The 24,495-nt window shown below is 65.8% G+C and carries 27 protein-coding genes; 14 read left to right on the plus strand and 13 right to left on the minus strand.

Going from position 1 to position 24,495, the window contains the following annotated elements; all coding sequences use genetic code 11:
- Positions 1-136: 136 nt before the first annotated feature.
- The 5 genes from SVA_RS06065 to SVA_RS06085 are packed head-to-tail and all read right to left on the minus strand — an operon-like array spanning position 137 to position 4,652.
- On the minus strand, positions 137-841 hold the full coding sequence (locus tag SVA_RS06065; protein ID WP_096460277.1) for an ABC transporter ATP-binding protein: 705 nt from the start codon (positions 839-841) through the stop codon (positions 137-139).
- Positions 828-1,559, minus strand: coding sequence for an ABC transporter ATP-binding protein (locus SVA_RS06070; protein ID WP_096460279.1), 732 nt, complete (start codon positions 1,557-1,559; stop codon positions 828-830). The genes SVA_RS06065 and SVA_RS06070 overlap by 14 nt, the downstream gene beginning before the upstream one ends.
- Positions 1,546-2,514, minus strand: coding sequence for a branched-chain amino acid ABC transporter permease (locus tag SVA_RS06075; protein WP_096460282.1), 969 nt, complete (start codon positions 2,512-2,514; stop codon positions 1,546-1,548). Before SVA_RS06075 ends, SVA_RS06070 begins: the two co-directional genes overlap by 14 nt.
- Entirely contained in the window at positions 2,511-3,377 is an 867-nt protein-coding gene (locus tag SVA_RS06080; RefSeq protein WP_096460285.1) for a branched-chain amino acid ABC transporter permease, read from the minus strand. The genes SVA_RS06075 and SVA_RS06080 overlap by 4 nt, the downstream gene beginning before the upstream one ends.
- Before the next feature lie 45 nt (positions 3,378-3,422).
- A complete protein-coding gene (locus SVA_RS06085; protein ID WP_096460288.1) occupies positions 3,423-4,652 on the minus strand; it encodes an ABC transporter substrate-binding protein in 1,230 nt (409 codons plus the stop codon).
- 133 nt (positions 4,653-4,785) lie between these two features.
- On the opposite strand from SVA_RS06085, the gene SVA_RS06090 reads away from it, so the two are divergent.
- Positions 4,786-5,394, plus strand: a complete 609-nt coding sequence (locus tag SVA_RS06090; protein WP_096460290.1) for an acyl carrier protein phosphodiesterase — start codon at positions 4,786-4,788, stop codon at positions 5,392-5,394.
- Positions 5,395-5,439: 45 nt separating this feature from the next.
- Positions 5,440-5,757, plus strand: coding sequence for a hypothetical protein (locus tag SVA_RS06095; RefSeq protein WP_096460293.1), 318 nt, complete (start codon positions 5,440-5,442; stop codon positions 5,755-5,757).
- A gap of 700 nt (positions 5,758-6,457) precedes the next feature.
- Here the strand turns inward: SVA_RS06095 and SVA_RS06100 are convergent.
- The 5 genes from SVA_RS06100 to SVA_RS06120 form a co-directional block, all read right to left on the minus strand.
- Positions 6,458-8,011 carry an FAD-dependent oxidoreductase gene (locus SVA_RS06100; protein WP_096460296.1) on the minus strand — a complete coding sequence of 518 codons (1,554 nt, stop codon included), beginning with the start codon at positions 8,009-8,011 and terminating at the stop codon, positions 6,458-6,460.
- A gap of 92 nt (positions 8,012-8,103) precedes the next feature.
- Positions 8,104-8,472 (minus strand): DUF1820 family protein, encoded by a 369-nt coding sequence (locus SVA_RS06105; RefSeq protein WP_096460299.1) that lies wholly within the window; start codon positions 8,470-8,472, stop codon positions 8,104-8,106.
- A gap of 40 nt (positions 8,473-8,512) precedes the next feature.
- Positions 8,513-10,117: an MFS transporter gene (locus tag SVA_RS06110; protein ID WP_096462843.1), complete on the minus strand. Its 1,605-nt coding sequence runs from the start codon at positions 10,115-10,117 to the stop codon at positions 8,513-8,515.
- A gap of 81 nt (positions 10,118-10,198) precedes the next feature.
- Positions 10,199-12,385 (minus strand): WD40 repeat domain-containing serine/threonine protein kinase, encoded by a 2,187-nt coding sequence (locus tag SVA_RS06115; RefSeq protein WP_096460302.1) that lies wholly within the window; start codon positions 12,383-12,385, stop codon positions 10,199-10,201.
- A 179-nt stretch (positions 12,386-12,564) separates the two neighbouring features.
- Positions 12,565-12,786, minus strand: coding sequence for a SlyX family protein (locus tag SVA_RS06120; RefSeq protein WP_096460305.1), 222 nt, complete (start codon positions 12,784-12,786; stop codon positions 12,565-12,567).
- Positions 12,787-14,338: 1,552 nt separating this feature from the next.
- Here SVA_RS06120 and SVA_RS06125 point away from each other — a divergent pair.
- On the plus strand, positions 14,339-14,920 hold the full coding sequence (locus SVA_RS06125) for a hypothetical protein (protein WP_096460308.1): 582 nt from the start codon (positions 14,339-14,341) through the stop codon (positions 14,918-14,920).
- Positions 14,921-14,995: 75 nt separating this feature from the next.
- Here the strand turns inward: SVA_RS06125 and SVA_RS19990 are convergent, their stop codons facing one another.
- The gene (locus SVA_RS19990; protein ID WP_197703388.1) at positions 14,996-15,190 is read right to left on the minus strand and encodes a disulfide bond formation protein B; all 195 of its coding nucleotides are present in this window, start codon (positions 15,188-15,190) and stop codon (positions 14,996-14,998) included.
- A gap of 163 nt (positions 15,191-15,353) precedes the next feature.
- On the opposite strand from SVA_RS19990, the gene SVA_RS06135 reads away from it, so the two are divergent.
- The 3 genes from SVA_RS06135 (at position 15,354) to SVA_RS20400 (ending at position 16,925) form a co-directional block, all read left to right on the plus strand.
- Complete coding sequence (locus SVA_RS06135; RefSeq protein WP_096460314.1) at positions 15,354-15,824, plus strand: cupin domain-containing protein; 471 nt, start codon at positions 15,354-15,356, stop codon at positions 15,822-15,824.
- A gap of 147 nt (positions 15,825-15,971) precedes the next feature.
- On the plus strand, positions 15,972-16,436 hold the full coding sequence (locus tag SVA_RS06140; RefSeq protein ID WP_096460316.1) for an NfeD family protein: 465 nt from the start codon (positions 15,972-15,974) through the stop codon (positions 16,434-16,436).
- Positions 16,437-16,553: 117 nt separating this feature from the next.
- Positions 16,554-16,925, plus strand: a complete 372-nt coding sequence (locus SVA_RS20400) for an MGMT family protein (protein ID WP_096460318.1) — start codon at positions 16,554-16,556, stop codon at positions 16,923-16,925.
- Positions 16,926-16,960: 35 nt separating this feature from the next.
- Here SVA_RS20400 and SVA_RS06150 read toward each other — a convergent pair whose 3' ends face one another.
- Entirely contained in the window at positions 16,961-17,455 is a 495-nt protein-coding gene (locus SVA_RS06150; RefSeq protein ID WP_096460321.1) for a disulfide bond formation protein B, read from the minus strand.
- Positions 17,456-17,709: 254 nt separating this feature from the next.
- Here SVA_RS06150 and SVA_RS06155 point away from each other — a divergent pair, with 254 nt between their 5' ends.
- From SVA_RS06155 to SVA_RS19740, 5 genes are all read left to right on the plus strand, one after another.
- Positions 17,710-18,504 (plus strand): class I SAM-dependent methyltransferase, encoded by a 795-nt coding sequence (locus SVA_RS06155; RefSeq protein ID WP_096460324.1) that lies wholly within the window; start codon positions 17,710-17,712, stop codon positions 18,502-18,504.
- A gap of 43 nt (positions 18,505-18,547) precedes the next feature.
- A complete protein-coding gene (locus tag SVA_RS06160; RefSeq protein ID WP_096460327.1) occupies positions 18,548-18,991 on the plus strand; it encodes a hypothetical protein in 444 nt (147 codons plus the stop codon).
- A 29-nt stretch (positions 18,992-19,020) separates the two neighbouring features.
- The gene (locus SVA_RS06165) at positions 19,021-19,377 is read left to right on the plus strand and encodes a hypothetical protein (protein WP_197703390.1); all 357 of its coding nucleotides are present in this window, start codon (positions 19,021-19,023) and stop codon (positions 19,375-19,377) included.
- Complete coding sequence (locus SVA_RS06170; protein WP_096460333.1) at positions 19,353-19,886, plus strand: hypothetical protein; 534 nt, start codon at positions 19,353-19,355, stop codon at positions 19,884-19,886. Before SVA_RS06165 ends, SVA_RS06170 begins: the two co-directional genes overlap by 25 nt.
- 96 nt (positions 19,887-19,982) lie before the next feature.
- A complete protein-coding gene (locus tag SVA_RS19740) occupies positions 19,983-20,135 on the plus strand; it encodes a hypothetical protein (RefSeq protein WP_169923987.1) in 153 nt (50 codons plus the stop codon).
- Between the two features lie 103 nt (positions 20,136-20,238).
- Here the strand turns inward: SVA_RS19740 and SVA_RS06175 are convergent, their stop codons facing one another.
- Positions 20,239-21,318, minus strand: a complete 1,080-nt coding sequence (locus SVA_RS06175) for an AraC family transcriptional regulator (protein WP_096460335.1) — start codon at positions 21,316-21,318, stop codon at positions 20,239-20,241.
- Positions 21,319-21,542: 224 nt separating this feature from the next.
- On the opposite strand from SVA_RS06175, the gene SVA_RS06180 reads away from it, so the two are divergent.
- From SVA_RS06180 to SVA_RS06190, 3 genes are all read left to right on the plus strand, one after another.
- A complete protein-coding gene (locus SVA_RS06180; protein ID WP_096460338.1) occupies positions 21,543-22,391 on the plus strand; it encodes a class I SAM-dependent methyltransferase in 849 nt (282 codons plus the stop codon).
- 319 nt (positions 22,392-22,710) lie between these two features.
- Positions 22,711-23,427, plus strand: a complete 717-nt coding sequence (locus SVA_RS06185; RefSeq protein ID WP_197703391.1) for a hypothetical protein — start codon at positions 22,711-22,713, stop codon at positions 23,425-23,427.
- A gap of 29 nt (positions 23,428-23,456) precedes the next feature.
- Complete coding sequence (locus SVA_RS06190; RefSeq protein ID WP_148665399.1) at positions 23,457-24,380, plus strand: hypothetical protein; 924 nt, start codon at positions 23,457-23,459, stop codon at positions 24,378-24,380.
- Positions 24,381-24,495 lie beyond the last annotated feature (115 nt).

Here is a 24,495-nt window from a genome sequence, read left to right on the forward strand (position 1 = left end):
ACGACGATCTGGTTCTCCCTCTCCCCTCGCGGGAGAGGGTGGAGAGGGGGCCATATTCTCACCCTCTCCCCAACCCCTCTCCCATCGAGGGAGAGGGGTATGAAGCATCCGGATCATACGCCGGCTGGCAAGCGGGCTACAGGCCGAGGTACGCCTCCCGCACCTTCGAGTTCGCCAGCAGCTCCTTGCCCGTCCCCGACAGCACCACGTGCCCCGACTCGAGCACGTAGCCGCGGTGGGCGAGGTCGAGCGCGTGCTCGGTGTTCTGCTCGACGAGCAGCACCGTGACGCCGCGCTGGTTGATCTCCTCGATCACGCGGAACATCTCCTCGACCATGATCGGGGCGAGGCCGAGCGAGGGCTCGTCGAGCATCAGGATGTTCGGGCCGGCCATGAGCCCGCGGCCGATCGCGACCATCTGCTGCTCGCCGCCCGACAGCGTTCCCGCGAGCTGGTCGGCGCGCTCGGCGAGGCGCGGGAAGATCTCGTACGCCTGCGCGAGCCGGCGCTCGCGGTGCGGGCGCGCGGCGCGCGCGTAGCCGCCGAGCAGCAGGTTTTCGCGCACCGTCATGTCGGGGAAGAGCTTGCGGCCCTCGGGCACGTGGACCACGCCGAGCTCGACGATCTCCGGCGGCGTGAGCGTCTCCAGCCGGCGGTCGCCGAGGCGCATCGTTCCGCCCTGCGGTCGCAGCAGTCCCGAGATCGTCTTCAGCGTCGTGCTCTTGCCCGCGCCGTTCGCGCCGACGAGCGCGACGATCTCGTGCTCGCGCACCTCGAAGCTCACGTCCCAGAGCGCCTGGATCTTGCCGTAGGCGACTTCGAGGTGCTCAACCTCGAGCATTGGCCACCCGCTTGCCGAAGTAGGCCGCGATCACGGCCGGGTCCTGCACGACCTCGGCCGGCGCGCCTTCCGCGATCTTCTCGCCCTGGTTCATCACGACCACGCGGTGCGAGATGCGCATGATCGCGCGCATGATGTGCTCGACGAGCACGACCGTGACGCCGCTTTCGCGGATGCGCTCGACCAGCTCGCACGCGCCGCCCACCTCGCGCGGGTTGAGCCCGCCCATGGGCTCGTCCAGCAGCAGGAGCTTCGGGCCGGTGGCGAGGGCGCGGGCGATCTCGAGCCGCTTCTGGTCGGCGAGGGTGAACTCGCCGGCCGGCACGTCGGCCTTGGCGGCGAGACCCACCTGCTCGAGCACCCGCATCGCCTCGTCCTCGGCCGCGCGGCGCGATCCGAGCCGGGCCATGCCGCCGAGCGCGGCGTTCTCGCGCGCGGAAAGATGGGGAAACGGCTTCACGATCTGGAAGGTGCGCGCAACGCCGCGCCGCGCGACGGCGTGGGGCTTCAAGCCGACGAGGCTCTCGCCGTCGAGCCGGACGTCGCCGCCGCTCGGCGGCAGGAAGCCGGTGACGAGGTTGAACACCGTGGTCTTGCCGGCGCCGTTCGGTCCGATGAGCCCGAGGATCTCGCCGGGCCGGACGGCGAACGACAGGTTCGCGACGGCCCGCAGGCCGCCGAAGTGCCGGCTGAGGTTCTCCACCTCAAGCAGCGCCACGCGAGCCTCCCTTGCGGAAGCGCCCGTAGAGCCGGCGCGCGCGGCCCCAGATGCCCTCCGGCATGAAACGGATCACGAGCATCATGAAGAGCCCGTAGAAGATCAGATGGCCCACGACGAAGCGCTCGCGGAAGGTCTCGGCCACGGTCGTGAGAAACACCGCGCCCACGATCGGGCCGACGACGGTGCCGAGCCCGCCCACGACGGCGATGAACACGGTCTCGATCGAGATCGCGATCGGAAACACCGCGTCCGGGTCGACGTAGCGGAAGTACATGCCGTAGAAGCCCCCGGCGAGGCCGGTGAAGAAGGCCGAGGCGGCGAGCGTCAGCGCCTTCGCCCGCGTCGTGTCGATGCCCACGGACTCGGCCGCGTCCTCGTCCTCGCGGATCGCGACGAGATAGGCCCCGAGCCGCCCGCGCATCATGTAGTGCGTCGCGAGCATTCCGCTCACGGCGAGGAGCGCGATGATGTAGAAGAACGGCTCCTTGCTCTCCCAGTCGACCGGCCGGCCGAGGAACGACACGTCCGGGAGCGTAGTGATGAGCAGGCCCACCGGGCCGGCCGTCAGGGTTTCCCAGTTGAGCGCGACCAGCCGCGTGATCTCGGCGACGGCCAGCGTCGAGAGCGCGAAGTACGGCCCGCGCAGGCGGAAGCAGAGATAGCCGATCGGGAGCGAGAAGAGCGCGGCGACCACGCCGCCGAGCGGAATCCCGTACCAGGGCGCGAGGCCGACCTTGAGGTAGAGGATCATCGTGGTGTACGCGCCGACGCCGAAGAACGCGGCGTGGCCGAAGGACACCTGGCCCGCGTAGCCGCCGAGCAGGTTCCACGAGAGCCCCATCAGGGTCCACATCAGCACGATGATGGCGAGGTGCAGCAGGAACTGGTTGTCGGTGAGCCAGGGCAGCGCGAGCAGGAAGACGATCGCGACCCCGGCGGCGATGCGGTTCATGCCCGGCCCACGCCGAAGAGGCCCTGCGGCCGGAAGAGCAGCACGAGCAGGAAGATGATGAAGCCGATCGTGTCCTTGTAGGCGACCGACACGTAGACCGCGCCGAAGGACTCGACCAGCCCGAGGAGCAGCCCGCCGGCGATGGCGCCGGGCACCGAGCCGAGTCCGCCGAGCACGACGATCACGAACGACTTCACGATCAGGATCTCGCCGACCGTCGGGTAGAGATAGAGCGAGGGCACGAGCAGCACGCCCGCGGCGCCGGCGAGCGCGGTGCCGAGGCCGAAGGTGATCATCGAGATGCGGTTGACGTCGATGCCCATGAGCGCCGCGGCCTCCGGGCTCTGGCTGGTGGCGCGGATCGCGCGGCCGAGGTCGGTGCGCAGGAGGAACCCGTAGAGCCCCGCGGTGATGAGCGCCGCGAGGCCGAAGGCGATCGCGATCGGCACCGGGATCGAGATCCCGAAGGGCCGGAACGGCTCCAGCGCGTAGGGGAGGTTCACCGTGCGGTAGTCGCCGGTCCAGAGAAAGAGCGCGACGTTCGCGATCAGCAGCGACAGCCCCGCGGTGTAGAGCAGCGTGTTGAGCTCGCCCCCCGGCATGATGGGCCGGAGCAGGAAGCGGTAGACCAGCATGCCGCCGAGGAAGAGCAGCGGCACCCACAGCAGCCCGGACAGGAACGGATCGACGTTCCACAGGCTGTGGGCCCAGAAGGCGCCGAACATCCCGAGCATCACCATGTCCCCGTGCGCGAGGTTGATGATGCGCATGACGCCGAAGATGATCGTGAGCCCCACCGCCATCATGGCGTAGAGCGAGCCGGTCAGCAGCCCGCTGACCAGGCTTTGGATGGCGATCTCCATGCGAAAACGCGCCCTCCCGTGGAGGGAGGGCGCTTCTCCCTGTCGTTATTTCTTGGACGCCGGATCGGGGAAGACGACGTCCGTCTCGGCGTTGGCCTTCGGGTACACGTTCAGCAGCTTGCCCTTGCGCCACTGCGCGAGCACGGAATGCTCAGGCGAGTTGACGTTCTGGTTGGTGTACGGGTCGCCCAGCGGGCCCTTGTAGTTGCCGAACTTCACCTTGCCGAACACCGTCTCCATGTCGGTCTTGAGCAGGGCCCGGCGGATCGCGTCGCGGTCCTTGGCGACGTCGCCGGTGAGCTTCGCGCGCTTCATCGCGTCGGCGATGATGTAGATCGCGGCGTAGCCCTCGACCTCGTGCTCCTTCGGATAGATGCCGTACTTCTTGTTGAACTTCTCGTAGAACGCCTTGACCTTGGGATCGTTCGGGTTGCCGGACCAGGCGGCCGAGGAGAACACGTTCTCGGACAGCGGCCCGAGCTGCTTCGCGAAGTCCTCGACGCCGAAACCGCCGCCGAAGCCCACGAACGCGCGCGGCTTCAGGCCCATCTCTTTCGCGTGGCGCGTCATCAGGATGGCGTCGGTCGTGGCGACGGCGACCATGAGCACGTAGTCCGGGTTGTTGCCGCGGACCTTGGTCATGATCGGCTTGAAGTCGAGCGTGTTCACCGGGTACGCCTCGTCGTTCACGATGTTCACGTTTTTCGACTTGAGGAACGTCATCGCCGAGTTGGCGATGGTTTTCCCGAAGACCGTGTTGTCGTAGATGACGGCGGCCGACTTCGGCATCGCGCCCGGCGCCTCGGAGATGAACTTGTTGAACGCCTGGGGGTAGATCGAGCCGGTCGGGTTGTTGCGGAACACCCACTCGAAGCCCTTGGCGGTGATGATGTCGGCCGAGGGATGGTCGACGAGGTAGGGCGTCTTCAGGCGCTGCGCGATGGAAGCGATCTCGACCGCCTGGCCCGAGGCGCGCCCGCCGGTGAGGATCAGCACCTCGCGCTGCTGGATGAGGCGCTCGGCGACGGTGGCGGCGAGCGGGTTCTTGGCCTGGTGATCCTCGATGATGACCTCGATCTGCTTGCCGTTCACGCCGCCCGCGGCGTTGATCTCCTCGACGGCCATCGAGTACGCCTTCTGGAACTTGTCCCCGAAGGGCGCGTCGGGCCCGGTCATGGGTTGGGGCGCGCCGATCTTGAGGGTCTGGGCGGCGGCGGTGCCCGTGATGAAGAAGAGGAAAGCAACCAAAGCGGCGATGCTGAAGCGTCTGTCCATGTCGTCTCCTGGCGGTCGTGACCCGCTATTATTAGTATGCGTATTCACGCTACGAGCGGTTCGCCGGGGTGTCAAGAAAACGCGTTTTCAGGAACCGCGAAAGACCCCGGCCGCCGCGCCCCTTTGACGAGACATGAATTTTCTCGCCCACATCTACCTGTCGAACGGGACGCCGGAGTCGGTGCTCGGCGCGGTCCTCGGCGATTTCGTCAAGGGCCGCCTCCACGATCGGTTCACGCCCGGTGTGCGCGAGGCCATCCGTATCCACCGGGCGATCGACTGCTACACCGACGCGCATCCGGTCGTGCGCGAGAGCCGGCGGCTCGTGAGCGGCCCGCGCCGGCGGTACGCGCCGATCCTGATCGACCTTTTCTACGACCATCTCCTCGCGCGCGACTGGGAGAGGTACAGTGCAGTGCCGCTCGCCGATTTCACGCGCTCGGCGTACGCGGTGCTCGGCGCGCACGCGCACGCTTTCCCCGGGCCGTTCCAGCGCGTCGTGCCGCGCATGGCGGCGGAGGACTGGCTCTCCGCCTACCGCGAGCCGGAGGGCATCGAGCGCGCGCTCGCCGGCCTGTCGCGGCGCGCGCGCCGGGGCGCCCCGCTGATCGGCGGCGTCGAGGAGCTCACGCGCAACTACGCGGCGCTCGCGGACCAGTTCCGCGCGTTCTTCGCGGAGCTGCGCGGGCAGGTGGCCACGTGGAACCGCAATGATGAATGTTCAATGTTGAATGCTGAATAGACGAGCGCGCGAAGCGCACTTCAGTTCCTCGACAAGGAGGTCCCCATGCCCGAGCAGATCACGAAGTATCCCGACACGACCCTGCAGGTGCTGAAAGGCGCGGGCGCGCGCTGCGGCGAAGGCGCGGACCAGAACATCCTCAAGCAGTGCCCGGCGGAACGGTTCTGCGCGCTGCCGACCGGCGAGATGTGCATCTACGGCGTGGCCGAGATCCCGCAGATGACGCAGGTGACGACGGCGGAGGTGGCGCAGGTCGTCTGCCCGCCGAACACGCTGCTTCCCGGCGGCGAACCCGTGGCCGCGGGGATCGCCCTCGCGGCGGGTCTGGTGGCGGGAGTTTCTTGGCGTCGAAGGCGGAGTTAGATCGAAGAAGCGGGACGGGTGCCTGAGCCACCCGCGCATCCTCGACTCGAGATCCGCGAACGCTCGGTTGGACCCCTCTCCCTGTCCCTCTCCCGCGAGGGGAGAGGGGACCAACAAACGGGCGTCACTCAAGAGTTCGTTGACTCTCCTCCCCTCGCTCGGTTGGACCCTCTCCCTGTCCCTCTCCCGCGAGGGGAGAGGGGACCAACGAGTGGGCGCCACTCAGGAGTTCATTGACTCTCCTCCCCCTCTTGCTCGAGGGGTGCGGGAGGGAACCAATACGCTGGCGCTAAGCAAGAATTCATTCACTTCCCCTCTCCCTCGATGGGAGAGGGGCAGGGGAGAGGGTGATCGGTCGCGGCCAATGGTCATGAATTCTCCCCGGGTGAACCGATGTGAAACCGGTGGGCTTCTTCTACCGCCGGCGCCCCGGGTTCGGCCGTTTACTTGGATCCGGTGTCTGCATTTCTCCCTCTCCCTTCATGGGAGAGGGCAGGGGGGGGAGGGCGAGAGGCGAAGCCCGCGCCGAGGTTTCGTGATCAGCGCTCCCGCTTCGATCACCACCCGCATCGCCACCGATCGTTGTCGCAGCGGAGCTCGCCGCGTGTCATTGCGAGCGTAGCGAAGCAATCTCGCAGTTCACGGATCGGGATTGCTTCGTCGCCTGCGGACCCTCGCCACGACGGACCTCGGAAGGCGGCTAATGCGCCGCCGGCGGCCGCGGGGCTTCGTCTTCCGCCGGCGCCACGGACTCGGCCGTCTCCTTCAGGGACTGCTGCTCCAGCGGCGCGAGCGCCGGGCCCTCGATGACGGCGCCCTCCACGCTGAAGCGGCTGCCGTGGCAGGGGCAGTCCCAGCTCTTCTCGGCGTTGTTCCAGTGGACGATGCAGCCCATGTGCGTGCACACCGGCGAGACCGCGATGAAGCGCCGGTCGAAGTCGCGAAAGACGGCAAGGCGCTCGCCCTCGATCTCGAGCACGCGGCCCTCGCCCGTGCGGATCTCCTCGAACGCCTTCGGGTGCCGCTTCAGCCAGTCGCGCGCGAGGTCCATCGCGACCCCCGCGCTTTCCCGCATGAACCCCTTCGCCGACTTGATCGGCGTGAAGCGGCTCGCGTCGTAGAGGTCGCTCCAGCGGCTCTCCCGCCCCTGGAGGTCCTCGGCGATGATCGCCGCGGCGAGCGTCCCGTACACCAGCCCGTCGGCGCCGAACCCCGTGGCGATGTAAGTACGGTCGGCCCCGGAGCTGCGGCCGATGTACGGCAGGCCGTCGGCGGTGCGGTAGTTCTGCGCGGACCACCGATAGACCGAGCGCGCGACGTCGAAGCGCTCGCGCACGTGCTTGTCGAGCGCCTCGTAGCAAAGATCGGTGCGCTCCTCGTGCCCGACCTTGTGATGCCCGCCGATGGCAATGAGATACGACTCGTCGCCATCGCGGTAGGAGCGGATCGAGTGGCGCGTGCTGGTGTTCCAGTAGATGCCTTCCGGATACGAGCCGCTCTGCAGCCGCACGGCGACCCCATACTCGCGATACACCTCCATCGCGCTCTGCACGGCGTAGATCCCCTTCGGTGTGTGGGTCGCGAGCACGATCCGGTGCGCCTGTACGGTGCCGGTCTCGGTCTGCACGAGGCCGCGCCCGTCGTCGATCGCCGTCGCGCGCGTGTTCTCGCAGATCCGGCACCCGTCCTCGGCGAGGTGCCGCGCGAGCGCGCGCACGTAGTTGAGCGGATGGAACTGCGCCTGCCCCTCGATCACGAGAGCGCGGGCGACGGGGTAGGGCAGGGGAAGCGCGTCGACCAGGCGCGCGTTGAGGTCCGCCTGGATCGCCGCGCGGTGCTCCCGCTCGATGGCCTCGACCTGCGGGCGGTTCGGCTCGGAGGCGAACAGAAAGAAGGGGCGGCGGGCGAAGTCGCAGTCCAGTCCGTAGCGCCGGACCGTCTGCTCCACCAGGTCGATCGCCTCCATGCGCGAGTGCGCGACCGCGCGCATCACTTCGCGGTCCCATTTCTGTTCGATCGCGTGCAGGCGGCGGTCTACGGTCGCGTACAGATTGCCGGTCGAGTGGCCGGTCGTGCCCATGCCGACGCCGCCGGCCTCGAGCACGACCACCTCGAGCCCCGAATCGGCGAGCAGCATGGCCGTCGTCAGGCCGGTGATGCCGGCGCCGACGATGGCCACGTCGACCTCGAGATCTTCGCGAAGCGCGGGAAAGCCCGCCGCGTGGGCCGTCCCGTGCCACAGGGATTCGTTCATGGCGCGTCCTTTCGCCGTACGGGTGGGACTCCGCTTCTCCGGGCTTGGTTCCGGAGGGCGGGGGACTCGCCGTGACGCGCGCTACCGCGGGATCAGTCGCTCTCTTTCTTCGGCCGGCCGGGCGGGAGGTGGCCGGGAAAGGGAATGACGTCCTCCATCTTCCCGCTCAGCGAGACGATCTTCGCGGTGCCCTGTTTCTCCACTTCGTCGATGCGGATAACCGAGTGCAGCGGGACATGGCTCACGCTCACGCCCTCGAACTCGGCCTTCAGGCGCTCCTCGGACGGGTCGATCACGACCGCCGACTTCTCGCCGAAGATGAATCCCTCGATCTGGACGAAGCCGTACAACTCGCCCTGGCTCACGCGCCGGGCGTAAACCTCGTAGACCTTGCCCTGATTCACGAACACGACCTTGTAAATGCGCTTTTTTGCCACGGTATTGCGCCTGACGGGTCTCATCGGAACAGCATAGCGCGTTTGGGGGCGATGCGTCGCAAATCTAAGGGAGGGTCTCCACCACGAAGTGCGTGACGCGCGGGGGCTCCGTCCCCTGGTGGAACGAGCGCGCCTTGTCGAGGACGGCGCGGTCGGTGACGGTCACGCGCTCGTGCTGGCGCAGGTGCTCGATCCACGACTCGACCACGAAGGTCTCCGTGTAGCGCGCCGGATCGGCGACGTCGGCCAGCAGGCCCCAGCTGATCGCCCCGTCGCGCCTCCGGATGCGCTGAACCCGCTTCATGACGCGCCGGAAGTGCCGCAGCCGTTCGGGATCGATGAGGTATTCCACCGTGACGACCACCGGACCGTGCTCGGGCGGAACCGCCTTGACCACGGTCGGCGCCGGCCAGTGCACCGAGGGCGATAGGTCGAGCGCCTCGCCGCTGTGCAGGTGCAGCCGCCGCGTGAAATAGAGGCCGATCAGCGCGCCCACCGCCGAGATCGTGAGCGCGATCGGGATGCCGGACAGCACCGCGACGTAGCCCCAGAGCGCACTGCCCGCCGTCATGCCGCCGAAGAAGACCAGGATCGAGACGGACAGCGCGCGCCCGCGCACCCAGCCCGGCACGAGGGCGAGGATGCTCGCGTTGAAGGTCGACAGCAGCGTGAGCCATGCGCCGCCGGCGAAGAAGACGATGAGGTCGGCAAGCGCGATGAACGGCACCCACGCGAGCAGCAGGAGCGCCACCGCGAACACCGCCTCGCCGAGGGTGACGAGCTGCTGCGCCGTGAGCTTCGCCCGCAGGCGCGGGAGCAGGGCCGCCGCGCTGACGGCGCCCACGCCGAAGAAGCCGAGCAGCACGCCGTACCCGGCCGGGCCGCGGCCGAACTCGAAGCGCGCGATGGCGGGCAGGAGCGCGAGCAGCGCGCTCGCGAACACGGTGAACAGCGCGGAGCGCGCGAGGACGGCGAGGACGGCCGGGGAGTGGCGGACGTAGCGCAGCCCGGCGCGCATCGCGCCCCACATGCGCTCCGCGGGCAGCACGCTCGGCTGCGGCGTGCGGCGCCAGCCGTACAGCACGAGGATCACGCCGAAGAAGGAGACGGCGTTGAGCGCGAAGGTCGCGGCCGGGCCCATCGCCGCGATCAGGAGTCCGCCGACCGCCGGGCCGATCGAGCGCGCGAGGTTGATCGAGACGCTGTTGAGCGCGATGGCGGAGGGGAGCTGCTCGCGCGGCACGAGCTCGGCGACGATCGACTGCCACGCCGGAGCGTTGAGCGCCGTGCCGAGCGCGAGGGCGAAGGTCAGCCCGAGCAGCCAGCCGGGCGTCATGAGGTCGGCGAACGCGAAGACGGCGAGGGCCGCCGCGGCGGCGAGCATCCACGACTGCGTGAAGAGGAGCAGCCGCCGGCTGTCCAGGACGTCGGCGAGCGCGCCGGCCGGCAGCGCCAGCAGGAACATCGGCGCGGCGCTCGCCGCGCGCACCAGCGCGACCATGGCCGGCGAGGGCGCGAGCGAGGTCATGAGCCAGGCCGCGCCCACGTCCTGGATCCAGGTCCCCATGTTCGAGCCGAGGGTGGCGAGCCAGAGCGCGCGAAACAGCGGCACGCGCAGGGGCGCGAGGGCCGGCGCGTGGGACGACGCGCTGTGCGAAGGGGCGGACACGAGATGGTCAGGCAGCTTGCCGATCAAAGCGGTAACGATAACAGAATGTCCGCCGCCTCCGGCCGGTGAGGGATTTCCGCGCTACTTCCAGATCCGGACGATGTTGTCGTCGCCGGCCGCCGCGAGGAGCTTCCCGTCGGCGGTCGCCGCGAACGCCCGCAGGCCGCCACCGGCGGTGGCGTCGCCCGCGGGCTCGCCGGTGTCCACGTTCCAGACGTGGATCGCGCCGTCGTCGCTCGCGGCGAGGAGCCAGAGGCCGTCCCGGCTGAAGCTGAGGTGCTCGACGGGCGAGGACCCGGCGATGTGGACGCGCCCCGGCGCGTCGTCCTGCGCCGTCCAGAACCGCACCGTGCCGTCCTTTGCGCCGACCGCGAGCAGCCGGCCGTCCGGCGTAAAGGCCATCGCCGTGACCGGCTTCTCGTGCACGCGGCGATACGAGACGAGCACGCCGTCGGCCACGTCCCACGCGGCGATCCCGCCCGCGTCGTCGCCGGCGAGGAGCAGGCGCTCGTCGGGCGAGAAGGCGAGCAGGCGCGGCCGGCTCTTGCCGCTCGCGAGCTCGTGCAGCCGGCGGCGCTGCGACAGCTCCCAGACCGCGAGCTGCCCGTTGTCCTCGGCGGCGGCGAGCAGGCGGCCGGCCGCGGAGACGGCGATCACCGCCACGCGGTCGTCCGGCTCGCCGGGCAGCAGCCCGTCGCGGTTGCCGAGCGGATCGAAGACGGCGATGCCGCTGCCGCGGTCCGCGGCGGCCAGCCACTGGCTGCTCGGGAACACGCCGAGCGCGCCCGGGCCGTGGGCGACGGCCGGCAGGGTCGTGCGCACGGCGCCCGTCTGCACGTCCCACAGCTGCACGAGCCCGGCGTCGCTCGCCGTCGCGAGTACCAGACCGTGCTGGAGAAAGCCGATTGCGTGCAGCGGCTCGCCCGGCACGGCGATCTCGATCGCCGGCGGCTCGCCGAGGGGGAACGGCGGCCGCAACATTTCCGGCGCGACGACGGGCTCGGCCGGAGCCGGCGCGGCGCGGGGCGCCGCGGCGACCGTCGTCGGCTTCGGCAGCGGCTTCACGCCGAACACCTTCTCGTCGATCCAGTCCCCGGCGTCGCGCACGCGGGCGACCGCCTCGATCCTTGTCTGTTCAATCCAGTCATACAGCTCGGCTTCGGTCATTCGGCCGAGGTTGATCAATGTCATCGGCGTGATGATCGCGAACGTCGCCGCCACGACGGTCAGCGCGATCAGCCGCTCGAGCAGCGGGCGCGAGGGCCGGCGCGATTTCTTTTCCTCGACGGGCGCCGAAAGCACCGCGCCGATGTAGCCGGTGCCCGCGCGGAACACCGCGTCCGGCCGGCGCTTGCCGACCTGCGCCATGTCCTTGCCCATCAGTCCCTGCTGGAGCACGAACGCCGAGCCGGGCCGCTCCGGCGCCGCGAGCTTGAGCGCGGCGTCGACGCACTGGCGGATGTGCGTCGCGTAGAACGGCCGCTCGAACGCGGTCGCCGGACGCAGCGCATCGGCGTGCGTGCGCGCGAGGGTATGATGGCGCTCGAGCGCGTCGACCGGACCCTTGCCCGTCATGCAGCGGTAGAGCGCCGCGCCGATGCCGTAGACGTCCGACCACGGCCCGACCTCGCCGTGCCCCGGATACTGCTCGAGCGCGCAGTACCCCGGCGTCAGTGTGATCTTCTGGCTCGCCTCCCCGCGCATCTGCCTCGAGGAGCCGAAGTCGATCAGCATCGGTTGCTCGTTCGCGCGCAGGTAAATGTTGTCCGGCTTGATGTCGAGGTGCAGCAGCCCCGCCTCGTGCACGGCTTCGAGCCCGCTCAGGACCGGCAGGAAGACGCGGAGCAGCGACGCCTCGTCGAGCACGCCGCCGTGCTGGGCGAGATACGACGAGAGCGTCTGCCCCTCCTCGTACTCCATGATGGTGTAGGCCGTGCCGTTCGCCTCGAGGAAGCGCAGCACGCGCACGATATGCGGATGCTTGAACTTCGCGAGCGCCTGGGCCTCCTTGAGGAACTCCGTGAGGCCCCAGCGGTAGTTCTCCAGATCCGCCCCCGGCCCCGGCACGATCGTCGATTTCTCGGTCCGGACCGCGTAGACCTGCGGGAAGTACTCCTTGATCGCGACCTGCGCCCCGAGCCGCGTGTCCCGCGCCCGGTACGTGATCCCGAAGCCCCCCTGACCCAGCACCGCCTCGATCGCGTACTCCCCCAGCCGATACCCGACCGGCAGGGCGGCGGAGGCGCTCTTATTAGATGGGGCGGGCATGCAGAGGGGCGGATCCGTAAGTAGTTGTTACTTATTTCCCTTTAAAACTAGATGTCGGGACCCGCGGGCGCAAGGCGGAGGCGTTCCGCGGGAGATCGCGAGATCGGGAGGTGGGGAGAGGGATCAGAGGACCGCGCGGCCGGTCGGACCGCGCGAGAAAGGGGCGCGGCTCTGCTCCTCTAGTAATGCGGCGGTGGCTTCTCGTCGGACCGGTCGGCCACGAGCGAAGGCGCGACCGCGCGCAGTTGGACCTTGAGAGCTTCTACCTCGCGGATGAGCCGGTCGATTTCGTCCCGCAGCTCGGTGACGACCCCGTTCAGCGTCTCGATCGTCTGCTCCTGAAACGCGACTTTCATCTCGAGTTCGGTGACGCGGGCTTCGAAATCTGGTTTGTCGCTCATATCGGCTCACATGTGGAACAGTCGGTGCAGGCGCCCTCTGCCAAAGAACGGCCTGCCCGATGGCATGGCGGTCACTAATGCTAGCAGCCAGAGTATCCAGGAATCTGGGTATGGTCAGGCGCTGCTTGACGCGCGGGAGTTGCCACGATCCCGCGCTGCCGTATTAAATGACCCTGCCCGAAAAGAGGGAAACAGGCGGCCGCCGTCGAACGCGGTCTCCAGGCTCCGGGGGGGGGGGGGGGGGGGGGGATATATGGATGTGCTGAAGACGCTAGTGCCAAGCCGCCCCGGGACTCACCGCTACCAGCGTCAGTGCGGCGACCGCCTGGTTGCTGTGCGCTACCGCCACGACTCGCGCACGAGGCGCCGCCTGACCACGGTTGAGCTGATCGTCGACGAGGTTCCCTTCGCGCGGCGCTCAGAAAGAGAAAAAACGATTTCCGCACCCGAACCGACACGTCTACGTGCGTGTCCGCTTTGAGGAGCAGGACCTGCGCCAGCAAGTTAAAGCCGCCGGCGGTCGATGGATCAAGGAGGTCAAACTCTGGCAGTTACCGCACACTACGGCCGTACGCCTCGGTCTGAAGCACCGAATTCAGGAGCGCTGATCCATGTCCATGTGTAGCCACAACTTGCCATTGATAGGCATTACTTCTTACATACAGCCATCGCTGTCCACCAACGGACATGCGGTCTACTTCTAGTTATGTTTCTCACATCGAGCCCTGTTGAGAGCCAAGAATGAAGTGCTGGATATGCGGAGATATCGCAAAGACAGGCGAGCACCTGCTGAAGTCGTCTGATTTACGTAGTCACTACGGAAAGGTAGCGCCAGCAAAACCGATTTACTTTCACACGAAAGACAAAAGAAATTCGCCCCTTCTTAGCGTAAAGGACAAACGTCTGGTATGTCGTGCAAAGATTTGTGCGAAGTGCAACAACGATCGAACACAACCTTATGATAGAGCTTGGGAAGCCTTCTCAGGTTACGTTAGAAACAACTGGTGTGCCATAACAAAGAGAGGCAAGATCGATCTCTCTAAGATTTTCCCGGGGTCATCAAGACAACAGGCACTTAACGTTCATCTTTATTTTGTAAAGCTGTTTGGCTGTCGCATTGTTGAGAATGGTGTGCCAATTGACATTGCGAAGTTCTCAGATGCCTTGCTAAAGGCAACACCACATGACGAGGTGTACTTAATGGTCTCTGAAACTCCACCCACCGCCCACCATAAAATTGCTGCCCTAACCGAAATACATGCACGTAATACTGGGTCTGTCACTCAAAAAAAGCAGCATGGATCTACACGGTTGGTCCATTGTCAATGAAGGTCGGTTACCTCTCGAAAAACACCGGTGAGATGCCTTGGCCAAATTCATGGCACCCGAGCGAGCCAGGAAAGATTCTTAAGATCACGAAGCTTAAATATTGACCGTGCGAAATGAGATACATCGAGAAACCTAACTCTTTGCTCCTGCCGACGCCCGGGACAGCGCGCCATGTTTCCTGTTGTGTCCGTGGCGGGCGCGGCAGAGCAAAACGTTAGGTGTCATGAATAGCGCGATCACTTGGCTCCAATCTGCACCGCCAGGCGCGATCACGCTGCTCACCGCGATTATTGGCGCACTTGTGGCGGTACTTGTGGTTGTTCTCACTCAATGGATCCTCGGGCGCCGAGCCAGGACAGAACTCCTTACCTCCAAGCTCGAGGAGCTGTACCTGCTGCTTAATCAAGCGTCTTCCGAAAACGTCGATCGCTACGAGAAGCTGGTGGTACACCTATATCGCGCACCTGAGGAAACAAAGCCGCTGCCGCTGGACCGTTCGACGTATTCGCTCGATCTCCACAAGAAAATCATCATGTACGTGCAGCTCTACTTCCCTCACCTAAAGCCAACGCACGTTCGAATGTTCCAGAGCAACAGCGCAATTACCGACATCCTTTACCGCGCCGGCACTGGAGAAAAGCCGACCGAGTCTGAAATTCACGCAGCATTCGGCTCCTACGGTGATTACCTCCGCAATATGGAAGACGAGATCATTCAAAACCGCGCCATTCTAGTGAAAGATGCAGTCCTGCCTCGGCGGTATAAGGTTTCAGACATCCACGTTCCGATGCCTGCGCAACGATGACACGTAACTACGCGTTCGTGAGCGAATATGGGTCGGAGTGATTAAAAAATAGTCAGCCCCGCGAACGTTCCCGCGTTAGCTCTTTGCTAGTCCCACGTAGACGCCGGCTGCAGCGAGCATCACGAACCATATCACCGACCACTCCGGTATCGATAGCGAGAGAAAACGCCACGTCACGCTAGCGCAATCGCCGGCCGCCTCGAACATGCTCGGCCACCACTGGGCGAGGGGCAGGGCGTTCAGGAGCTTTTCCTCGGGGCTAATGGCCATGCTGCACCCGCCCGGTTTGGCGAAAATAATGATCGATTCCTGCCGGATCGCCACAACCGGAAAAAAGGTGACGGATTTATTTTGCGAGACTTTTGACCGACACTCATGCCTTATCGACTGGGCATGTGACGACATTTCGCGAGAGACACAAGGAGGTGTTCTTATGGTTAGCACTTTCCGAATTTCCGCATTGCTCCTATCGGGATTGTTCAGCGCACTTGCTTTGGCAGAGGCACAGTCGCAGGAGCGCGCATTCGCGCTCACTCCCGATGACCCCGCGCTTAAGTGGGGATCATGTCCGGAGTTCATGCCGAAGGGATGCGAAATCGCGGTCCTGAACGGGGATCCTTCGCAGCCAAACGCAGACATATTCTTCAAAGTGCCCGGAGGCTCCGCGATTTCCCGCCACTGGCACACCTCTCCCGAGCGCATGGTTCTGGTGTCCGGAGAGCTTGGGGTGACGTACGACGAGCAGGAAACGGCAATTTTGAAGCCCGGCATGTATGCGTATGGGCCGGCAAAGCTACCGCACAAAGCCTACTGTGCCGAAGGCGCGCCGTGCGTGCTCTTCATTGCGTTCGAATCGCCCGTCGACGCGGTCCCAACGGAGAGCGCGGCCAAGTCGTCGCAGTGATTAGGTCGCGGCTTCGAGGATCGCGCCGCTCAACCAGCGAAGCCAGTCGAACGATGGCGAGGCTGTCGCTGACCTCTGGTGAGATTCCTCCTCTCCTAGTGGCAGGGGCAGGGAGAGCGCGAGTCGGTTTGCACGTCGCGACATGACGTGAGCGACCGTTCTGTTTTTGATGTTGTGCTCACGGCTCAAGCGATAGGAATCGCTTCGATGATCGATCCCCTTGAGAAAAGAAGAACCGGTCGGATTGCCTCCGCGGTCGCTCTCGGGGTGGTGTTCCCGCTGTTGGTGTTGGCGATGCTGTGGCCCGACGTCGGGCTCATCACGGTGCTACTGGTTGCGACAGCGGGCGCGCTGCTTGCCTTTCTCGCGGACTCGAAGCTTCACACGCTCAGTCCCAGGGAAGAGATGATCGGGCGCGAAGGCGTGGTCGCGTACCTGTTCCGGCGGGACGCTAACGGTGTATATCTCGGCAATGTGCAGATCGGCACGGAAAGCTGGACAGCAAGAACCACGCCGTCGAATGCACCGAGGTTGACCGCCGGCCGGAAAGTGCGGGTAACGGGTATCGACGGTCTCGTGCTGGAGGTGGAGCCGCTCGACAAACGCGAGTGAGCGTACGCGCGTACTGAACGAGTCGCACAGACCAAGGGGGTCAGAGTCGTTGAAAGGTTCCGGCGCCGCGGTCGATAATCGCGCGAAACAGAACCGGCCAGCGCCTTGAACCCTCTCATGGTAAACGTTAAGGCAGCGTCGCTTGACGTCACAACAGGATCGCCGAGTAAGCACGCGCGGATACTTGCCGTCGTCCGGCGAATCCCAAGGGGACGCGTCGCCACATACGGCCAGATTGCAGGACTCGCGGGGCTCCCTGGCCACGCCCGTCTCGTCGGTTACGCACTTCATAGTCTGCCCGAGGGCAGCACAACGCCATGGCACCGAGTTATCAACGCACGGGGCTGCATCAGCCCCCGCTCGGATGGGTCGGGTCATGACCGCCTTCAGCGAGTCCTGCTCGAGCGCGAGTCCGTGCGGTTCAGTGACGAGGGTGTGGTATCCCTCAAATGCTTTCAGTGGCGTCCCAAGACCCGCAGCATTTTTTGAACTGGCCTTTTGAAGTTAAACAATCCGGGGCAGATTTATTTTTGGCTCTTTGCTACCCCCGCGTAGACGCCCGCTCCCGCGAGTATCACGAACCAGATCAGCGACCACTCGGGTATCGATAGCGAGATAAAGGTCCAGGTCACGCTCGCGCAATCGCCGGCCGCCTCGAACATGCTCGGCCACCACTGCGCGAGCGGCAGGGCATTCAGGAGCTTTTCCTCGGGGCTGATCGCCATGCTGCACCCTCCCGGTTTGGCATGAATGATGATCCACTCCTGCCGAATCGCCACGGCAGCGCCAACGACGGCAAAGGCGACAATCAGGGCCGAGTAGAGGCGCGCCGCCGCGCGGCCGGGAGGGGTGTGGATGAAGCCGACGAGTGCCACGAGACCGACCAGCCAGTAGGCAATCCGCTGGCCGACGCACAAGGGGCAGGGGGCGAGGTTTTCGACTTCCTGAAGGTACAGCGCTCCCGCGAGCAGGCCCGCGCAGACGAACAGGATCGCAAGGAAGAGGTGCCGGCGGTTCATCTCGGGAACGCATCTTATCTTCCCTTGGGCAGGACATACACCATCGCGAAAGCGCTCCTCTCGCGTGCTACGCTTCTTCAATACGAGCGCGTTGTAAATCGTCGATGATGCCGGCGCCGGGGACAGCGCAGCGGTTCCTGTTGTCGCGGTCGCGGCGCGGCACAACAATACGTTAGGCCGCCGAGCCGAGCGGGATTGACGAGATCCCCAGGAGCTGTGTCACACCGCGTAAGCCAACGAACCAGGAGGGTTGTATGGGAAGCGCGACAGTCCAGGGTCAGCTATGGGGCGCGCGTGCCCAGGACTGGGCTGCGTACACGGAGCAGGTTTCATTGCCGCTCTTCGGGGCGGTGCTCGATGCAGCTCGCGTCACCCCCCGCACGCGCCTGCTCGATGCTGGATGCGGCGCGGGTCTGCCGGCACTGCTGGCCAGCCTCCGCGGGGCCCAGGTCGCCGCGCTCGATGCCTCGGCGGCGCTGCTCGCCATCGTGCGGCAACGTGTCCCCGCGGCCGACGTGCGCGAGGGCGATCTGGAGGGTCTGCCGTTCGACGACGGCACGTTCGACGCGGTTACCGCCGTGAACAGTCTCTTCTATGCCGCAGACATGGATGCCGCGATGCGCGAGCTCGTCCGCGTACTGCGGCCTGGCGGTCGCGTTGTGGTGACTGCCTGGGGCCCGCCCGAGCGCTGCCAGTTTCTCGCCGCCGTGATGCCGGCCCTGGGACCGCTCATGCCGCCCCCGCCGCCCGGTGCCTCCCCGCCCCATCCCGGGGCGTTGTCGCAACCCGGCGCATTGGCCGCCGTCCTGAAGCGGGCGGGGCTGCGCGTGGTGCAGGAGGGCGAGGTCACCTGTCCCTTCGTCTTCCCGAATACCGAGACATCGTGGCGCGCAAATGCGAGCGCTGGAGTCAACCAGGCGGCCATCGCGCATCGCGGAGAGGCGGCCGTGCGCGCTGTCTACGCGGATGCCGACCGCGCCCACACGCGCCCTGACGGGAGCATCCGATACGAGAACGTGTTTCTTTGGGTCGCGGGCGAAAGGCCGTAACGTGGCCCGCGCCCGCCTGAGGCGGCGCTATACCTGAACGAACATGAGCAAGAAGAACGTCAAAAGGCTGTTCGCTCTCTTACTGTTGGTGCTGTCTATGCCTATCACTGCTGCGGAATACAAATCTGGACAGGTGTGGAAGTACAAGACGCGGCCAGGAGAGGAAAGCTCCTTGGTCTATATCGTTAAAGTGGATAGCGAAAAAGGGTACGGAAACATCTACCACATCTACGTCGACGGGCTGAGAATCCGAAACTCGAAGATCAAGGGCGGCGTTCAGTCGCAGCTTCCTCATGCGCCGGTCGACGAAAAGACGTTGAACGACAGTGTGACAACGTTGCTGCGAGAAAGCGGTCCCATGCCTGATATTTCGGAAGGCTACAGGGCTTGGAGGGAACCCTTCGACGCTGGAACTGCAGGCGTATTCAATATTCCTGTCGCCAGGATTGTTGACCTCATTGAGGACGTGGTGAGTAAAGCTCAATGAGTCGAGGCGGAGCCAGAGGAGCGAAACCCATGAAGCGATTTCTCGCCATCTACATCGGCACGGAGGCCGCGCTCGAGAGGGCGCAGTGGAAGGAGCTGGACGAGGAGAAGCGCGAGGCATTGGTGGCTTCGGGCATCAAGGCGTGGATGGAATGGGGCACGGCCAACGCGGCCGCCATCGTCGATCAGGGGAGCCCTCTGGGGAAGACCAAGCGCGCGTCGGCGCAGGGAGTCACGGATATCAGGAACAGCGTGACGGGCTACGTGATCGTTCACGCCGAGTCTCACGAAGCGGCTGCGAAGCTGTTCGAGAATCACCCGCACTTCACGATCTTCCCGGGCGACTCGGTGGAGATCATGGAGTGTCTGCCGCTGCCGCGGCGGTGACGCCTGAAGCGGTCACGCAGGCAACCGTTCATATGCTGAAAGCCAGATTGCTGAGCCGTGAGGCGCGGGTGCTCTATTTGATCGCCGCGCTCCTGGGCGCGTGGTTCGGGTACCTGCCTATTCGGTACAACCTGCTCATGGAGAAGGCGGTCAGGCTGCATGGCGAGGCGGAGGAGTTCGAACGAAGAGGACGGCTGCAAGACGCCTATCACCGATACGCGGCTCTCTGCGAGGGCATCGGTATCGATCGATCGGATGTGCCGTCGGGAGCTTGCCAGGGCGAAGAACGGATCCGCAAGACTCTCACGAAATCCCGAGCCGAGATCGAGAAGGCGCTCGATCGGCACTTCGAGACGGCCGGCAGCTATCCCGACTCGTTAAACGAAGTAAGGCCCGCCTTGTCCGGGTCGACGTTGGCTGTTGTCGACGGGTTCCGCTACGAGAAGCGGGAAGATGGAAGAATGCATCTCAGCGATGGGCTGATTGTCCACCGTTTCACGTTGAGATGAGCTAACCCCGGGCTACGTTGCGGGAAAAAAGACCGGGAAATACAGTCGGTCGAGGAGTAGAATCGGGCCCAATTCAACACATCGGTGGGCAGCGACATGGCCAAGCCTAACTATCAGTTCGCGAAGCGGCAGAAGGAACTAGCCAAGAAAAAGAAGCAAGAAGAGAAGCAGAAACGCAGGTCGGCGAAAAATGAAAGTGAACGTGCGGGGAGCCCGGAACCGTCCCCGACCGACCCCGGCCAAAAGTGAGGGGTTGGCGCTCGAGTTTCCCTGTTTCCGCGTTCGGTCCGCAGTGAGCCAGGAAAGAGACAGAAGCGGACGGATTTTTTCGACAAGCCGCCGGTGTGGCGCGCTACTCGGCCCCCGTGCCCAGATGCGCCGTCGAGGCTGCTCCCGCATCCTCTTCTGAGGCCCCGCTCAGTTCTCCCTGCATTCGCCGCCAGGTCGCCGGCGGTGTTCCCACGAGTCGTTTGAACGCGCGCGCGAACGCGGCTTCCGAGTCGTAGCCGACCTCGAGCGCGATCGCCGCCACGCTCGACTGGGTGTCGCGCAGCAGGCGCGACGCGAGCTGCATGCGCCAGTTGGTGAGGTACTGCATGGGCGGCTGGCCGATCAGCTCGACGAAGCGTTCGTGCAGCGCGGAGCGCGAGAGACCGACCTGTTTGCCCAGCTCGTCGATCGTCCACGGCTCGGACGGCTTCTCGTGCATGAGCGCCATGGCGCGGCCGACGAAGCGGTCGCGCAGCGCCGCGAGCCAGCCGGTCGATTGTTCCGGCATGCTGTCGGCGTGGCGGCGGACGGCGTCGACGAACATCATCTCGCTCAGGCGCTCGAGCAGCGCTTCGCTGCCGGGGCGCCGGCTCGTGCTCTCCGTCGCCGCCAGGCGCACGAACTGCTCGCTCCATGCGTCGCCCCGGTCCCCGGACAGATGCAGGAGTCTCGGCAGCGTCGCGATCAACGGATTGAACGGCCGCATGTCGCAGCCGATGAAACCGCAGACGAGCTTCGTGGACGCGTCATCGTCCGACGCGGCCTGGTTGCCGGTGCGCGGGATCACCTGCGGCTGCCCGTCGCTGTCGTAAGTGACGAGGAACGGCCGGTAGTGGTGCTTCATCTCGTAATAGGCGCTGGTGTACGGGTTGGCGCGCATGCCGGGCGCGTAGGACATCACGTGCGGATCGCCCTGGGGCAGCATGATGATGTCGCCCCGACGGAGCTTGAGCGGCGACTGGCCGACGATGGCCGCCCAGCATTCGCCTTCGGTCACGACGTGATACTCGATGACGTGGTCGGCGCCGGGCAGAACGGCGCCCGCGATCTCCCGCGAGGGCGGCGCCTCGGCGGCCCACTTGCCGCGGCAGGAGACATAGAAGAACAGGGCGCTCCGCAGCCGGACGCTGCGCAGGACGTCGGAAAGCGTGTCGTGGCTCATGGGACGGAGCTCGGTTGGTCGTGCCAGTTTCCCCCTCTCCCCCGGCCCTCTCCCGCGAGGGGAGAGGGGAGGGAGACGAGGTCTCCTGCAGCCGGTTATCGCGAACCCGCTGTCGAAACGACATTGCCGGACGGTCGAGCAAATCCCGAGGACTCCGGGTGAAGCACCGATGGGCCCGGCCCGGAACAATGGAGCCTCCTCAAACCAGCCACCAGGAGGTCGCCATGTCAGTCACTCAGGAGACGCTGAAACCTATCGTCGCACCGAATCCGCCCGATTTCCAAGCCATCAAGGCCAAGCAGCAGGCCACGTGGGCCAGCGGCGACTATGCCGTGATCGGGACCCGGCTCCAGATCGTGGGGGAGCTGCTCGCCGAGGCGGCGGACGTCCGCGCCGGCGAGCGGGTGCTGGACGTGGCGGCGGGCAACGGGAACGCGACGCTGGCCGCGGCGCGCCGGTTCGCCGAGGTCACGTCCACGGACTATGTCGAGGCATTGCTGGCGAAGGCGTCGGCTCGGGCGAGCGCGGACGGACTGAACGCGACGTTCAAGGTTGCCGACGCCGAGGCGCTGCCGTTCGACGACGGGAGCTTCGACGTCGTGCTGTCCACGTTCGGCGCCATGTTCACGCCGGACCACCGCAAGACGGCCGCGGAGATGCTCCGCGTGGTGCGCCGCGGGGGACGCATCGGCCTCGCGAACTGGACGCCGGAGGGGTTCATCGGCCAGCTGTTCAAGGTGATCGGCAAGCACGTGCCGCCGCCGGCCGGGCTGCAGCCGCCGGGACTGTGGGGCACGGAGCCGCACATCGTGCAGCTGTTCGGCCAGGACGCTTCCGACATCCGAAGCGAGCGGCGGTTTTACCACTTCCGCTACAAGTCGCCCGCGCACTGGATCGACGTCTTCCGCAACTACTACGGCCCGACCCACAAGGCCTTCGGTGCGCTCGACGCGTCCGGCCAGAGCAAGCTCCGGGGCGACATCACCGAGCTGCTCGAACGCCTGAACGTCGGCGGCCCGAACTCGCTGGTCATCCCCGGCGAGTACCTGGAAGTGGTGATCGTGAAGCACTGAAAGGTGTCAACCCACCGTTGCAGGGCAGGCACGGATGCGCTTCGCGCGCGTCCGTGCCGTTACTTTGGCATACCGAATCGGTCGCTCATACCGTAGTCGCCTACGGAAATTTCGGCTGAGGCTGTTCGAATCCGAGCTAATGCCGGTCGGCGCAGGGTGCCAGACAAGCCGCCCGCGCGGGAGCGATAACGGCGAAGGAAGTAGTGACTTCCGGCGCGGCGCCGTGCTAGCTTCCTTTCCGTTTGAAGTACTACCGCGCCAGTCCTGCCTCCCGGGCAGGGACTCGGCGCGGAGCTAACAATAACTACGGGGAGGACTCATGAACGTCCGTGCCGCACTCGTCGTTTCCGCGATCTTCCTGGCTTCCTGTGCTTCCGTTCCGCCGCAAGAACCGATCGAGCTGACCGATACCGCCATCGACGCGAAGAGCGGGCGCGTCGGCGTGGCGATGACGCCGCTGCCGAAGATCGACACCCAGTTCCCCGGCGCCGGCTGCCTGCTGTGCATGGCCACCGCGTCGGCGGTCAATTCCGCGCTCACCGCGCACACGCAGAAGCTCCCGTACGAGGATCTCCCTCAACTGAAGAGCGCCGTGGCGGACCTGCTGCGCAAGAAAGGCACCGAGGCGGTGGTGATCCCGGACGAGATCAAGATCGACGGGCTCGCCGATTTCGCCACGCCGGGACCGAACGTCGCCCGGAAGGATTTCTCGCCGCTCAAGGAAAAATACCGGGTCGACAAGCTGGTCATGATCCAAATCAACTCGATCGGCATCTGGCGCAACTACTCCGCTTACATCGCCACGAGCGACCCGAAAGCGGTGCTGAACGGCGTCGGCTACATGGTGAACCTCAATACCAACACCTACGAGTGGTACCTGCCGGTCAGCATCACGAAGAGCGCCGACGGCGCCTGGGATGAGCCGCCGAATTTCCCCGGGCTCACCAACGCGTACTTCCAGGCGCTGGAGATCGGGAAGGATCGGTTCCTCGAGCCGTTCAGCAAGACGTCGACCGCTGCGGCCGGCACGCGCTAGTGCGCCGCCTTCTCGATGAGGGTGCCGATATGAAACTCCCCGGCCCGAGAACCGTGTGCCGTACCGCGACCGCCCTCGCGGTCATGGCCGTCGCCTCGTCCGCGATGGCGGCGGACGTCGACAACCGACCGCTGACGATCGCGAAGGACACGAGCTGGCACTTGCGGCTGCCGAAGGACGAGAAGGTGGCCTACAAGGGCATGGTGAGTTACGACGCCGCAGGCGTGAACAGCGCGCAGATTCTGTATCCCGCGCCCAACGCGCTCGGGTTCCTCGCGGCGGTCTTCACGCACGGCGCCATCGTCGAATCGCAGAAGAAGAGCGAGAAGGAAAGGCTGCAGCAGGAGGCCGACAAGGTGCTGGCTCCCTTCGAGGCGATCCTCAACGACTACCGCCACCGGGAGCTGATGCAGAGGGCGATCGAAAAAATGGGGGCGGGCGAGAAGATGCGCCTCGTGCCGGCCGACGACGCGGGCGGGGAATGGGTGGTGGTGAGCATCCCGTCCTTCACGATGATGCAGGACCAGAGCGCGATCATCCTCGAGAACGCGGTCGCGCTCTTTCCGCCCGATTCGAAGGAGCCCGCGTACCGGAACGCCGTCCGGGTGGTGTCGCGCACGCAGGAAGGCGCGGATCTCACGGCGTTCTGGAGCGCGAACGGCGGCGTGAAGCTGAAGGAAGAGAGCGCCGGCCTGCTGGCGCACTCCCTGGAGATCGCGATGGCGGACGCCGCCACGGCGCCGGACGTGCTGGGGCCGCAGAAGACGTTCCGCTTCCGCGAAGGCCGGGAGGAGAGGATCGAACGGGCGAACCTCGTGAACGAACGCTGCGACCGGATGATCATCAAGACGCTCCGCGGCTGGCTGATGTCCGTCCCCGCGCGCGCGTCGAGCGCGGCGTCGGCCGACGATTCGTGCCGTGCCGCCGCGGACAACGCGAAGCCGGCCGGCTGAGGCGACGTCATGCCGTCCGCGCAAGCGCTGACGGTGGATTTGGTGCGGGGAAACGGGCAGCCGGAAGGAGTCAGCTTGCGGGCGCCATGAGGCCCGCCTCACTATCGCCGGCAAT

Source organism: Sulfurifustis variabilis (assembly GCF_002355415.1).
GTDB lineage: Bacteria > Pseudomonadota > Gammaproteobacteria > Acidiferrobacterales > Sulfurifustaceae > Sulfurifustis > Sulfurifustis variabilis.